11 protein-coding genes are annotated in these 13,977 nt (G+C 52.5%); 7 read left to right on the top strand and 4 right to left on the bottom strand.

The genetic code is table 11. From position 1 onward, the window contains the following. The first annotated feature begins 55 nt into the window (after positions 1 to 55). From ynfE to clcB, 6 genes are all read left to right on the top strand, one after another. The gene (gene ynfE, locus OGV94_RS10630) at positions 56 to 2,494 is read left to right on the top strand and encodes a selenate/tellurate reductase subunit YnfE (protein WP_043016372.1); all 2,439 of its coding nucleotides are present in this window, start codon (positions 56 to 58) and stop codon (positions 2,492 to 2,494) included. Between the two features lie 276 nt (positions 2,495 to 2,770). After that, positions 2,771 to 5,197 carry a selenate/tellurate reductase subunit YnfF gene (ynfF, locus tag OGV94_RS10625; protein WP_080625166.1) on the top strand — a complete coding sequence of 809 codons (2,427 nt, stop codon included), beginning with the start codon at positions 2,771 to 2,773 and terminating at the stop codon, positions 5,195 to 5,197. 10 nt (positions 5,198 to 5,207) lie between these two features. Next, positions 5,208 to 5,825, top strand: coding sequence for a dimethylsulfoxide reductase iron-sulfur subunit DmsB (dmsB, locus tag OGV94_RS10620; RefSeq protein WP_043016374.1), 618 nt, complete (start codon positions 5,208 to 5,210; stop codon positions 5,823 to 5,825). 1 nt (position 5,826) lies between these two features. Beyond that, entirely contained in the window at positions 5,827 to 6,681 is an 855-nt protein-coding gene (locus OGV94_RS10615) for a dimethyl sulfoxide reductase anchor subunit family protein (protein WP_075146145.1), read from the top strand. Between the two features lie 42 nt (positions 6,682 to 6,723). Beyond that, positions 6,724 to 7,338 (top strand): Tat proofreading chaperone DmsD, encoded by a 615-nt coding sequence (gene dmsD, locus OGV94_RS10610; protein WP_043016376.1) that lies wholly within the window; start codon positions 6,724 to 6,726, stop codon positions 7,336 to 7,338. 119 nt (positions 7,339 to 7,457) lie between these two features. Continuing rightward, positions 7,458 to 8,747, top strand: coding sequence for a voltage-gated ClC-type chloride channel ClcB (gene clcB, locus OGV94_RS10605; protein WP_087053421.1), 1,290 nt, complete (start codon positions 7,458 to 7,460; stop codon positions 8,745 to 8,747). Here clcB and bioD read toward each other — a convergent pair. The 3 genes from bioD to ynfL all read right to left on the bottom strand — a co-directional run bounded on the left by bioD (position 8,703) and on the right by ynfL (position 11,771). Beyond that, a complete protein-coding gene (gene bioD / locus OGV94_RS10600) occupies positions 8,703 to 9,398 on the bottom strand; it encodes a dethiobiotin synthase (protein ID WP_043016378.1) in 696 nt (231 codons plus the stop codon). The genes clcB and bioD overlap by 45 nt on opposite strands. A 125-nt stretch (positions 9,399 to 9,523) precedes the next feature. Continuing rightward, on the bottom strand, positions 9,524 to 10,744 hold the full coding sequence (mlc, locus tag OGV94_RS10595; protein WP_047413493.1) for a sugar metabolism global transcriptional regulator Mlc: 1,221 nt from the start codon (positions 10,742 to 10,744) through the stop codon (positions 9,524 to 9,526). Between the two features lie 118 nt (positions 10,745 to 10,862). Beyond that, positions 10,863 to 11,771: a multidrug efflux transcriptional activator YnfL/SxtR(Kp) gene (gene ynfL, locus OGV94_RS10590; RefSeq protein WP_043016380.1), complete on the bottom strand. Its 909-nt coding sequence runs from the start codon at positions 11,769 to 11,771 to the stop codon at positions 10,863 to 10,865. A gap of 106 nt (positions 11,772 to 11,877) precedes the next feature. Here ynfL and ynfM point away from each other — a divergent pair, with 106 nt between their 5' ends. Next, a complete protein-coding gene (gene ynfM, locus OGV94_RS10585) occupies positions 11,878 to 13,131 on the top strand; it encodes a multidrug efflux MFS transporter YnfM/SxtP(Kp) (RefSeq protein WP_043016381.1) in 1,254 nt (417 codons plus the stop codon). 33 nt (positions 13,132 to 13,164) lie between these two features. On the opposite strand, the gene OGV94_RS10580 is transcribed toward ynfM, so the two are convergent. Further along, a complete protein-coding gene (locus OGV94_RS10580) occupies positions 13,165 to 13,851 on the bottom strand; it encodes a CPBP family intramembrane glutamic endopeptidase (protein WP_043016382.1) in 687 nt (228 codons plus the stop codon). Positions 13,852 to 13,977: the final 126 nt, after the last annotated feature.

Here is a 13,977-nt window from a genome sequence, read left to right as displayed (position 1 = left end):
CTATTAATTTCGTTATAGAAATTAATATATAGCGATAACTATAATGGAGTGAGTTATGTCTGAAACTGAGCAATATGGAGGCATCAGCCGCAGGACGTTAGTGAAATCCTCGGCAATCGGTTCGCTGGCGCTTGCTGCAGGTGGGCTGTCGTTACCTTTCGGAATGCGCACTGCAGCCGCTGCGGTACAACAGGCGCTACAACCTGCTGAAGAAAAAGTGGTTTGGGGTGCTTGTTCGGTGAACTGCGGCAGCCGTTGTGCCCTTCAACTCCACGTCAAAGATGACGAAGTCGTATGGGTGGAGTCCGATACGACCGGAGACGACATTTACGGTCAACACCAGGTTCGCGCCTGTTTGCGTGGGCGCTCAATTCGTCGACGGATCAATCATCCGGATCGCCTGAATTACCCAATGAAGCGCGTGGGCAAACGCGGTGAAGGGAAATTCGAGCGCATAACCTGGCAGGAAGCGCTGGATACCATCAGTGCCAGTTTGAAAAATACCGTGCACAAATACGGTAACGAGGCCGTGTATATCAACTACACCTCTGGCATTGTAGGCGGCAACATTACTCGCTCCTCACCTTATGCCTCGCTGGTGGCTCGCCTGATGAACTGCTATGGCGGTTTCCTGAGCCATTACGGCACCTACAGTACCGCGCAAATCGCGGCGGCAATGCCTTACACCTACGGTTCTAACGAAGGCAACAGCACTTCCGATATCGAAAACACGAAGCTGGTGGTGATGTTCGGCAATAACCCTGCCGAAACGCGTATGAGCGGCGGCGGAATAACTTATTTCCTTGAACAGGCCCGGGAGCGCTCTAATGCCCGGATGATCGTCATTGACCCGCGATATACTGATACCGCTGCGGGTCGTGAAGATGAGTGGATCCCTATTCGTCCGGGAACCGATGCCGCGTTAGTGGCGGGAATCGCCTGGGTCCTGATTAACGAAGATCTCGTCGACCAGGCATTCCTTGACACGTACTGCGTTGGTTATGACGAAAAAACCCTGCCCGCCGACGCGCCGGCTAACGGGCACTACAAAGCCTATATTCTGGGCAACGGTGATGACGGTATTGCCAAAACTCCGCAATGGGCTTCACATGTCACCGGGATCCCAGCCGAACGCATTATTAAACTGGCACGGGAAATCGGCAGTACAAAACCGGCATATATTTGTCAGGGTTGGGGGCCGCAACGTCAGGCTAACGGTGAACTGACCTCACGCGCAATCGCCATGTTGCCAATCCTCACCGGCAACGTCGGCATCAACGGCGGCAATAGTGGTGCACGAGAATCAACCTACACCATCACGATTGAACGTATGCCGCTACCAGAGAACCCCATCAAAACCCAGATATCCTGTTTTAGCTGGACGGACGCAATCGCCCGGGGTCAGGAAATGACCGCTACCCGCGATGGCGTACGCGGAAAAGATAAGCTCGACGTGCCGATTAAATTTATCTGGAACTACGCGGGCAATACCATCACCAATCAGCACTCAGATATCAATAAAACGCATGAGATCCTTCAGGACGACACGAAATGCGAAATGATAGTTGTCATTGAAAACTTCATGACTTCTTCAGCCAAATATGCCGATATTCTGCTGCCTGATTTAATGACCGTTGAACAGGAAGACATCATTCCTAACGACTACGCGGGCAACATGGGGTATCTCATTTTTATCCAACCTGCGACGTCGCCTAAGTTCGAGCGCAAACCGATTTACTGGATAATGAGTGAAGTTGCAAAGCGTCTTGGCAATGATGTGTATCAACGGTTTACGGAAGGTCGTACCCAGGAGCAATGGCTTCAGTATCTGTACGCGAAAATGCTGGCTAAGGACCCCGCTCTCCCTTCTTATGACGAGCTGAAAAAAATGGGGATCTATAAACGCAAAGATCCAAACGGGCACTTTGTCGCCTATAAAAAATTCCGCGACGATCCGCAGGCCAATCCGCTTAAAACACCGTCGGGTAAGATTGAAATTTACTCCAGCCGACTGGCGAAGATTGCCAACACCTGGGAGTTGCAAAAAGATGAAGTGATTAGCCCGCTTCCCGTTTACGCCTCAACGTTTGAAGGATGGGATGACCCAAAACGCAGTTCTTTCCCACTGCAAATGTTTGGCTTCCACTACAAATCCCGTACGCACTCCAGCTACGGCAATATTGATGTTCTCCAGGCGTCCTGCCGTCAGGAAGTGTGGATAAACCCGGTCGATGCCCAAAAACGGGGGATTGCAAATGGCGATATGGTGCGGGTCTTTAACGATCGCGGTGAACTGCGCATCCCTGCGAAAGTGACGCCGCGGATCCTGCCCGGCGTAAGCGCAATGGGCCAGGGCGCATGGCACGATGCCAATATGGCCGGCGATAAGATTGACCATGGCGCCTGCGTCAACACCTTGACCACTCAGCGCCCGTCTCCTCTGGCAAAAGGCAATCCACAGCATACCAATCTGGTCGAGATCGAGAAGGTTTAAGGACTACCCTATGACAACTCAGCATGGATTTTTTATTGATCCCAGCCGTTGCAAAGAGGACGAAACGTTCTCGATGAGGAAGTTTTCAGGGCTGGCGCTGGGCTTAGTATTGCCAGTAGTTGAAAGTCCATTTCGAGACACATTAATAAGATCGCCCCACACTTTGATACGCATTAATAAAACATACCTATAAATGGGTAAACTCGTCCTACAATTAGCATGCTATTTATTCATTATATAATTAGATATATAGCGATAATTTCAATGGAGTGAGTTATGTCTGAAACCGAACAATCCGGAGGCATCAGCCGTAGGACGTTAGTGAAGTCCTCAGCTATCGGTTCACTGGCGCTTGCCGCGGGTAGCCTGTCCTTACCCTTTGGTATGAGATCCGCTGCCGCGGCAGTACAACAAGCGATGCAACCGGTTGAAGAGAAGGCTGTCTGGAGTTCCTGTACCGTTAACTGCGGCAGCCGTTGCCTTTTACGTCTGCACGTTAAAGATGATGCCGTTTACTGGGTAGAGTCTGACACAACGGGCGATGATACCTATGGTAATCACCAGGTACGCGCCTGCTTGCGCGGCCGATCGATCCGTCGCCGTATGAATCACCCTGACCGCCTGAAATATCCAATGAAACGCGTAGGCAAGCGTGGAGAAGGAAAATTTGAGCGGATCACCTGGGATGAAGCGCTGGACACTATTAGCGGTAATTTGCAGCGGATCCTGAAGGATTACGGCAACGAAGCGGTCCATGTGCTGTACGGTACAGGTGTAGATGGTGGGAATATTACAAACTCCAACGTCCCCTATCGCTTGATGAATTCATGCGGCGGCTATTTGAGTCGCTATGGTAGCTATAGTACCGCGCAAATCAGCGCCGCCATGAGTTATATGTTTGGTGCTAACGACGGCAACAGCCCGGACGACATCGCCAATACAAAACTGGTTGTCATGTTTGGCAACAACCCTGCCGAAACCCGTATGAGCGGCGGTGGTGTAACCTGGTATGTTGAGCAAGCCCGCGAACGTTCTAACGCACGAATGATCGTTATCGATCCTCGTTATAACGATACTGCCGCTGGTCGTGAAGATGAATGGCTTCCTATTCGACCAGGAACTGACGCTGCACTGGCTGCGGCAATTGCCTGGGTGTTGATCACCGAAGATCTCATCGATAAACCTTTTCTTGATAAATACTGCGTCGGCTACGATGAAACCACTCTTCCCGCCAGTGCACCGCGTAATGCGCACTATAAGGCATACATTCTGGGGGATGGGCCAGACGGAGTTGCCAAAACGCCAGAATGGGCTTCTCACATTACCAGCATTCCGTCTGAGAAAATTATCCACTTAGCGCGTGAAATCGGCGCAGCGAAACCCGCTTATATCTGCCAGGGCTGGGGACCGCAGCGTCACTCCAATGGTGAACAAACCGCTCGCGCGATTACGATGCTCTCCGTTTTAACCGGCAATGTGGGGATAAACGGTGGTAACTCAGGGATGCGTGAAGGGACGTGGGATCTGGGCGTGGAATGGTTCTCCATGTTAGAAAATCCGGTTAAAACGCAGATATCTGTCTTTACCTGGACGGATGCTATCGATCATGGCGCAGAGATGACCGCGACCAGAGATGGTGTTCGCGGCAAAGATAAGCTGGACGTGCCTATCAAATTTATCTGGTGTTATGCCAGTAATACGCTCGTCAACCAGCATGGCAATATCGCGCATACCCACGAAGTCTTACAGGATGACAGCAAGTGCGAGATGATCGTCGGTATTGAGCATTTTATGACTGCCTCCGCAAAATACTGCGACATCCTGCTGCCTGACCTGATGCCAACCGAACAGGAAGATCTCATCTCCCACGAGTCTGCCGGGAACATGGGGTATGTCATCCTTGGTCAACCTGCGACTTCGCCAAAATTTGAACGTAAACCCATTTACTGGATGCTCAGTGAAGTCGCCAAACGTTTGGGCCCGGATGTGTACCAAAAATTCACAGAGGGTCGTACACAACATGAATGGGTGAAATACCTGCATGCCAAAACCAAAGAGCGTAACCCGGAAATGCCGGATTACGAGGAAATGAAAACGACTGGCATATTCAAGAAAAAATGTCCCGAAGAACACTATGTTGCCTTTCGTTCTTTCCGGGAAGATCCCGCCGCTAACCCATTGAAAACGCCATCAGGGAAAATTGAGATTTACTCTGAACGGCTTGCCGTCATCGCAGAAACATGGGAACTCAAAGACGACGAAATTGTTCATCCTCTTCCTGCTTATGCCCCAGGCTTTGACGGTTGGGACGATCCTAAGCGCCAAACGTATCCACTGCAGCTCACGGGGTTCCACTATAAGGCGAGAACCCACTCCAGCTACGGCAATATCGATGTTTTACAGCAGGCTTGCCCGCAGGAGGTCTGGATAAACCCCATTGATGCCAATGCACGTGGTATTCGTAACGGCGACACGGTAAGGGTGTTTAACAATAATGGCCAGATGTTGATCAGCGCGAAAGTTACACCGCGCATTTTGCCCGGCGTCACAGCTATCGGACAAGGTGCCTGGCTCAATGCCGATATGTTCGGCGATCGGATCGATCATGGTGGTTCCATTAACATTCTCACGTCGCATCGACCTTCTCCATTAGCGAAGGGGAATCCATCCCACAGTAATCTCGTTCAGGTTGAAAAGGTATAAGGACTAACCCATGACAACTCAGTATGGATTTTTTATTGATTCCAGCCGTTGCACCGGGTGTAAAACCTGCGAGCTGGCCTGCAAAGACTACAAAGACCTCACCCCCGACGTCAGTTTCCGGCGGATTTACGAGTACGCAGGTGGTGACTGGCAGGAAGATAACGGCGTCTGGCACCAGAATGTTTTCGCCTATTACCTCTCCATTGCCTGTAATCACTGCGAAGATCCAGCCTGCACCAAGGTTTGCCCCAGCGGAGCCATGCATAAACGTGAAGATGGTTTTGTGGTGGTTGATGAAGACGTTTGCATCGGCTGTCGCTACTGCCACATGGCCTGCCCGTATGGTGCGCCGCAATACAATGCCGCCAAAGGACATATGACCAAGTGTGACGGTTGTCATGACCGCGTCGCCGACGGCAAAAAGCCCATCTGCGTCGAGTCCTGCCCGCTGCGCGCGCTGGACTTTGGTCCCATTGATGCGCTGCGCAAAAAACACGGTGAACTGGCGGCAGTCGCTCCGCTGCCGGGCGCGCATTTCACCAAACCGAGCATTGTGATCAAACCCAACGCCAATAGCCGCCCGACCGGGGATACCACGGGTTATCTGGCAAATCCGAAGGAGGTGTAACATGGGCAATGGATGGCATGAATGGCCGCTGGTCCTGTTTACGGTGCTCGGCCAGTGCGTGGCTGGCGCGCTGATAGTGAGTGGCTATGGCTGGCTGACCGCTAAAGACGGAATGGCAAAACAACGTATCGTGCGCAGCATGTTTTTTCTGTGGCTGGTGATGGGCATCGCCTTTCTCGCCTCGGTAATGCATTTAGGTTCACCGCTGCGCGCCTTTAACTCGCTGAACAGGGTCGGCGCATCTGCGCTGAGTAATGAAATCGCCAGCGGTTCTCTGTTTTTCGCCGTCGGCGGCCTGTGGTGGCTGGTGGCGTTTCTCGGTAAAATGCCCGCAGCGTTAGGTAAAATCTGGCTGCTGGCTGGCATGCTGCTGGGCCTGGTTTTTGTGTTGGCGATGACCAGCGTCTACCAGATAGATACCGTTCCGACCTGGTATAATGGCTACACCACGCTGGCATTTTTTATGACACTGTTGCTAAGCGGACCACTGTTTGCCGCCCTGCTGCTGCGCGCCGCGGGTGTTTCTTTTAACGCCGCCAGATTCGCCAGTATCAGCGTTGTGGCCCTGCTGGTGGCGGTGGCCGTTATTGTCCTGCAGGGTGTATCGCTCAGTGATATTCACAGCTCGGTACAAAACGCCAGCGCGTTGGTTCCCGACTATGGCAGTTTACAGGTCTGGCGTGTCCTGTTGTTGGCTGCGGGTCTGGGTTGCTGGATATGTCCGTTAATCCGTCGCAAAGAGCCGTCAGTCGGCGGACTGGCGCTGGGCCTGGTTTTAGTACTTGGCGGTGAAATCATCGGCCGCGGTTTGTTTTACGGTTTACATATGACAGTCGGCATGGCTGTTGCAGGTTAACTTTTGGGTGCGGGGTAACCCGCACTGTTCAGGATGTTTTGCATGACCCATTTTTCGCAAGGTGACAACTTTTCTACCGCAGCGCGCGTGCTTGGCGCGCTGTTTTACTATGCGCCAGACAGCGTGGAAGCCTCTGCAGTAGTCAGTGCGTTAAGGGCCGATGGCTGGCAGGCGCAATGGCCGCTTGATCAAGCAACACTCTCCCCGCTGGCAGTACAACTGCAAGCCGAGACCGATGAGCCTCTGCCGCAGGCCTGGCAACGCTTGTTTGTCGGTCCGTATGCGCTACCTTCTCCGCCCTGGGGATCCGTCTGGCTGGATCGTGAAAATGTGTTGTTTGGCGACTCCACGCTGGCTCTGCGTCAGTGGATGCGGGACAACGGCATCCAGTTTGCCATGCAGCAAAATGAGCCAGAAGATCACTTTGGTTCGCTGCTATTGCTGACAGCCTGGCTTGCTGAGAACGAACGCCACACCGAGTGCGAACAGCTGCTGGCCTGGCATCTTTTCCCGTGGTCATCTCGCTTCCTTGAGGTGTTTATCGAAAAAGCTGACCACCCGTTTTACCAGGCGCTGGGTGAGCTGGCGCGCCTGACGCTGGCCCAGTGGCAGTCGCAGTTACTGATCCCGATAGCTGATAAGCCCCTGTTTCGTTAATTTCACGACAGGCAGGATGCATCCTGCCTGTCGTGCATCCTGTTGCGCACGCTGAGCTTTTGCTTCTGTTGTCAAATAGCCGCAAAATACAGCGTCTGAAACTTCCTCTCTGGCCACACATGCATCATTTACATGCTTATCCTGACTTGCGCGCCATGTTTCGCCGCCTGCTGATTGCCGCGCTGATTGGTATCCTCGCTGCGTTGGCCGTCGCAGGATTTCGTCATGCTATGTTTCTTCTCGAATGGTTGTTCCTGAGCAACGACACCGGGAGTCTGGTCAATGCAGCGACAAACCTTTCCCCTTTAAGACGTATGCTGACGCCTGCATTAGGGGGGCTGGCGGCAGGATTGCTGCTTTGGGGATGGCAAAAGTTCAACCGTTTACGCCCGCAGGCTCCCACTGATTATATGGAGGCCCTGCAAACCGACGGACAATTTGACGTCAGTGCAAGCCTGGTGAAATCGCTGGCCTCGTTACTGGTCGTTGCCAGCGGGAGCGCCATCGGGCGTGAAGGCGCCATGATTTTACTGGCGGCGCTTGCGGCCTCCTGCTTTGCTCAACGTTTTACCCCGCGTACAGAATGGAAGTTATGGATTGCCTGCGGCGCCGCTGCGGGTATGGCCGGAGCGTACCATGCTCCGCTGGCAGGCAGTTTATTTATTGCCGAAGTGTTGTTCGGCACGTTGATCCTGGCGTCATTGGGACCGGTGGTGGTCTCCGCCGTCGTCGCTCTGCTCACCACCAATGTGCTGAGCGACAGCAATGCGCTGCTGTATGCCGTGCACTTCACACGGGAGCTGCATGTGCTGGAATACGTCATGATCGTCAGTACGGGTCTGGCTGCCGGCGTTTGCGGACCGCTTTTTATGTGGTTAATGACCGCCAGTCATAATGTTTTTTTACGCTTTAAACTCTCGCCCCCGTGGCAACTGGCGCTTGGCGGGCTGATCGTTGGCCTGCTGTCATTACTCACACCAGCAGTCTGGGGTAATGGCTACAGCGTGGTGCAGTCATATTTACTTTCCCCACCATTGCTGGCCGTGGTGAGCGGGATCTTCATCTGCAAATTACTGGCTGTGCTTGCCAGCAGTGGATCCGGCGCGCCAGGCGGCGTGTTCACGCCAACGCTGTTTGTCGGTCTGTCGGTGGGCATGCTGCTGGGACGGGTATGGGGGTTGTGGCTTCCGGGTCCGGATGAGATTGCCATTTTGCTGGGATTAACGGGGATGGCCACGCTGCTGGCAGCAACTACGCATGCGCCAATAATGTCGACGCTGATGGTTTGTGAAATGACCGGGGAGTATCGTCTACTCCCCGGATTGCTGATTGCCTGCGTGTTGGCGTCAGTGCTGTCGCGAACGTTACGCCAGGACTCTATCTACCGACAGCACGCTGCCGAGCATTGACAGACGGATGTACTGAGACAGCTCGCGCTGCTCTGCACGAGGCAGATAAGGTAGTTCGCCGATTAACGGAGCGGGTAATTTTTTACTTAGCACATCAATGATTTCCGCATAATGCGCCAGCCCCGGGTTGATTCGGTTCGCGACCCAGCCAATCAGCGGCAGTCCGTCGCTGGCAATCGCCTGTGCGGTGAGGATGGCATGATTAATACAGCCTTCCTGGATACCCACCACCATCAGCACCGGCAGTTGTTCCTGCACCACCCACTCCGATAACGGACGCAGATCGTTCATCAGACTGCGCCAGCCTCCGGTACCTTCCACGACAACATGATCGACTTTTTCGCTGAGGCTTGCGAGACCGTTGGATAACAGAGTGTAATTGACCGGACCACTATGCGCTACGCTACTTTCGTCTTCGCTGAGCGCAATCGGGTTGACCGCTTCGTAAGGCAGTTCGATAGTGGACACGCTTTGCAGCACCAGCGCATCTTTGTTGCGCAGGCCTTCAGGTGTCTCTTTGCTTCCTTTGGCTACGGGTTTGTAACCCGCAACGCTTTTACCCCCTGACGCTAACGCTTGTAGTAATGCGCGGGAAACCACGGTCTTCCCAACAGAAGTGTCTGTACCTGTAATAAAGAAACGCTTCAGCATCACTAACTCCACCGTTATGCTTTGAAAATATAAATCAGGAAAATAAAACAGTGGAGAAAGTCTAAGGTATGATGACGAGAATCAGCTTGAGATAGCGCAATTTTTCGTACAACAGTTAAAAAATGTTAACCCTGTAATAGACGAATCAACAAAGAACCGTTATACATCGCGTCCTTAACGAGCGCGGCCCCCGCCATCGTCCCTTGATTGGTGAATTGCGTACTTTCAACGACTATATGCTGACTGTAGGCCGGGAGCGCCTGCTGACGAATGCTGTCAGCAATAGTGGGGAACAGAATATCCGACGCTTTACTGAGCGGAGAACCAATCAATATCTTTTGCGGGTTGAACAAATTCACCATGATGGCCAGAATGCGTCCGACGTGGGTCCCTACGCCGCTAATGATATCTTTCGCCAATAAATCACCCTGCATTGCCGCCAGACACAGTGCGTCTACCGTCAGCGGTTGTCCGTGTAAAGAAGAACTCATTGACTGCTTCAAGCGCACCTGCGCCAGTTCGAGCACGCTGTCGACGCTGGCGATCGTTTCCAGACACCCATGGTTACCGCAGTAGCAGCGTTTACCGTACGGATCCACCTGCGTATGGCCAATTTCCACCAGGCTACTGCTACCGGCATGCAGTAAATGACCGTCAGTGATCACCCCGGCACCCACGTTATGATCGATCACCACCTGAATGACATCGCGCGCGCCGCGCGATGCGCCGAAAAGCGCCTCAGCCATGGTCCAGGCGCTAATATCATGCTGAATATAGACCGGTACGCCAGTATGGTTCTCAAGCGCCTGGCCCAGCGGCATCTCTTTGACATCTTCGTAAAATGGCATGCGATGCACGATACCGTTTTCAGTATCAATAATGCCGGGTAAGGTGATGGCGATGGAGGTTAAGCGTTCCAGCTTTTGTTGGTGGCGGATGAAAAACTGGTCGACCTGAGTAATAACACGTTCCAGCAGCGGTGTTTCACTGACCAGCGCCATTTCGAGACAATCTTCTACCACCAGTTTGCTGCTCAGATCGCGCAGTGCCAGAAAGATCTCGCCGCGACTGATACGAATGGATAAATAGTGCCAGGCTTCCGTTTCAACAACCAGCCCAACAGCCGGACGCCCACGGCTGCCCGCTTCCTTGATTTCCAGCTCTTGCACCAGGTGCGCTTCGAGCATTTCGCGGACAATTTTAGTAATACTGGCTGGCGCCAGTTGCGCCAGGCGAGAGAGATCAATACGCGATACCGGACCCAGCTGATCAATCAGGCGGTAAACTGCGCCAGCATTGGTCTGCTTAATTTGATCGATATGCCCAGGCTGACTATCAGCAACCACCACTTACTCCCTTTATTTTCGCGCTCCGAAATAATCTGCGGGCTATGGTGAAGCACTTCAATGGCTTCCGTCAACTTTTTACTTAGCCTTGTGATTTACTGCACATTTTCGCTCATTTTTAAACTAAATTAATCGCCTTAACGACCGCCAGAAGCTGTTCCCGAAAGCGTTGCGCGGCGTGACTTTGCTCATGATGCTTTGGCCACACTAACCACATTTCTGAAACGGCATCTTCCTCCGCTATCGGGATCCAACACATTTCATACAATTGCACCCGTTTAAAGGAAGCGGGAAGAATGGAGACGCCTAATCCTGCGGCCACCAGCCCGATGATAGTCATCGCCTCACCAACCTCCTGAGCGATAGTCGGCTTCAGTCCATAGCGACGCATCAGGCCAAGAATATCGTCATACAACCCCGTCCCTACATGGGGGTCAAAAAAGACAAATGGCTCATTGGCCAGTTCCGCCAATGTGACCACGGGCTTTTGCGCCAGCGGATGCGTACGCGGGATCATCGCCATCAGCGGCTCATGCAGAATGGTTTCATGCTCCAGTGTTTCAGGAAGCTGTGTGTTGCGCAGAAGTCCCAAATCCAGCGTTCCTTCATTAAGCGGAGCAATTTGCTCGCGCGTATTCATTTCGCGGGTTTGCATATGCACTGCAGGGTAGCTTTGGCGAAACACGGATAAGGTATCTGAAACCGCTTTGATAAACGGTGCCGAAGACGTAAAACCGATACGCAATTCCCCCGCTTCTCCCAGATGAAGCCGCTCAGCCCTGGCAGCGGCTTCATTAACCAAACCGAGGATTTGCCGACTGTCCGCCAGGAACTGCTTTCCGGCAGAGGTCAGCGCCACGCTGCGATTAGTCCGCGCCAGAAGCCGGGCGCCGACCTGCTGCTCCAGGATTTGGATCTGCTGGCTAAGCGGCGGTTGCGATATATTCAGCCGCGCCGCCGCCCGACCAAAATGCAGCTCTTCAGCAACCGCTACAAAGTAACGTAAATGACGCAGTTCGATATTCATATTTTTAAGATATCATTTGAGATTATTAATATATTAGACAGAATATTGTGATTTTCATACTCTTAAGGCTAGTCCTGTAGAAGTTTTGATTGAGCAAGGATTTCAAGTGAGCCGTACAACAACTGTCGATACCGCGCCAACCAGCGATGTTGATGAACAGATAGTTACCCCGCCGGATGGTTTTATCAAACGCGGAACATCCCCATTTATGCGCGTCACTCTGGCGCTGTTTTCCGCCGGGTTGGCGACTTTTGCTCTCCTCTATTGTGTGCAACCCATACTACCAGTGCTCTCAAACGAGTTTGGAGTCTCTCCTGCCAGCAGCAGTATTTCGCTTTCCATCTCAACGGCGATGCTGGCGATCGGTTTACTGTTTACCGGTCCACTTTCCGATGCGATAGGCCGCAAGCCGGTAATGGTTACGGCGCTATTGCTCGCGTCCTGCTGTACGTTGCTTTCGACGATGATGACCAGTTGGCACGGTATTTTAATCATGCGCGCGCTGATAGGGCTTTCGCTCAGCGGCGTGGCGGCAGTGGGAATGACCTATCTGAGCGAGGAAATTCACCCCAGCTTCGTCGCCTTTTCAATGGGCTTATATATCAGCGGTAACTCAATTGGTGGTATGAGTGGTCGTTTGATCAGCGGCGTTTTTACCGACTTTTTTAACTGGCGTATCGCGCTGGCGGCGATTGGGTGTTTTGCCCTCGCCTCCGCGCTGATGTTCTGGAAAATCTTACCGGAATCACGTCATTTCAGACCAACGTCGCTACGCCCGAAAACGTTGTTTATCAACTTTCGTTTGCACTGGCGCGACAGAGGGTTGCCGCTGCTGTTTGCGGAAGGCTTTTTACTGATGGGGTCGTTTGTCACGCTGTTTAATTACATCGGCTACCGTCTGATGCTCTCTCCGTGGGAACTCAGCCAGGCGGTGGTCGGCCTGCTTTCCGTAGCGTATCTGACCGGGACCTGGAGTTCGCCGAAAGCGGGTTCTATGACTACCCGCTATGGACGTGGCCCGGTAATGCTCTTTTCAACCGGCGTAATGTTGGCTGGACTGTTGATGACTCTGTTCACTTCGCTGTGGTTGATCTTTGCCGGGATGCTGCTCTTTTCAGCCGGGTTCTTTGCCGCGCACTCTGTGGCAAGCAGTTGGATTGGACCGCGGGCAAAACGCGCTAAAGGCCAGGCGTCTTCCCTGTATCTGTTCAGCTATTATCTGGGTTCAAGCATTGCCGGTACGCTGGGCGGCGTATTCTGGCACAGCTACGGCTGGAACGGCGTGGGTGGATTTATCGCCCTGATGCTGGTGCTGGCATTGCTGGTCGGCACACGTCTGCACCATCGTCTGCACGTTTAATCTACGATGCCCGGGTTCCGGGCATCACCTTCATCAACCAGGCTGTAACGTCTGAGCCGCCATTTGCAGGGCAATAACCGTCCCGTTCATCACTATATGCAGCATAACCGGCATCAACAGCCCGTTACTTCTCAGTCTGGCGATGATCAAAACCTGCGACACAAGAAACAACATCAGCAACGTGCGCAAATCCACATACTGTGTATGCATGATGGCAAAAATGACCGATACCACCACCGACGACAGCCAGGTTTTATTATTGAACCAGTACTGGAATGCGTTGAATAAACAGCCCCTGAAAACAATTTCTTCATAAACTGGCGCAATAAATATCAGAGTCAGAGTGGATAACCACAACGCGTAGCTGTTTAGGGATATCTGGCTGGTCACCCACGCTTCGGTTTGTCTGAGGCCCAGAATCCACGGCAGGATGAGCTGAATAAATAACAGCGCCACGAACAAAATGGTAAACCACCTGGCGTTGAAAATTCCTTTGCCCAACCCCTCTCTTTTTCTGAAGAAGAAATAATACAGCGGAACCAGCACAACAAATTCCAGCGCAAACAGCAGCGGAAAAAGTAGCCCTTTGGCAAGCAGTGTCTGGCTCGCGGGGAAAAATAACGGGGTAAACGTGAGACCAAACATCAGTAAAAACATGGAAAAACAGCCAGCAACCGCTTTGGTTCTGACGATATACAGGTTGTCGGCATCCTGTGACATACGATCTCCTTGCGCTTATCAAAGATAAGTTGATGAATTATCGATATATGATAAAAATTCTCATTATCACTGACAACCTACCAACTTTTACGCAATGGCCACGGGTTCACACGAGGATTGCGGTAT

Source organism: Citrobacter sp. Ce006 (genome assembly GCF_030336535.1).
In the GTDB taxonomy this organism is placed as follows: domain Bacteria; phylum Pseudomonadota; class Gammaproteobacteria; order Enterobacterales; family Enterobacteriaceae; genus Citrobacter; species Citrobacter europaeus.
The sequence above is the reverse complement of the archived record's forward strand: the minus strand, read 5'-3'. Positions and strand labels throughout refer to the sequence as shown.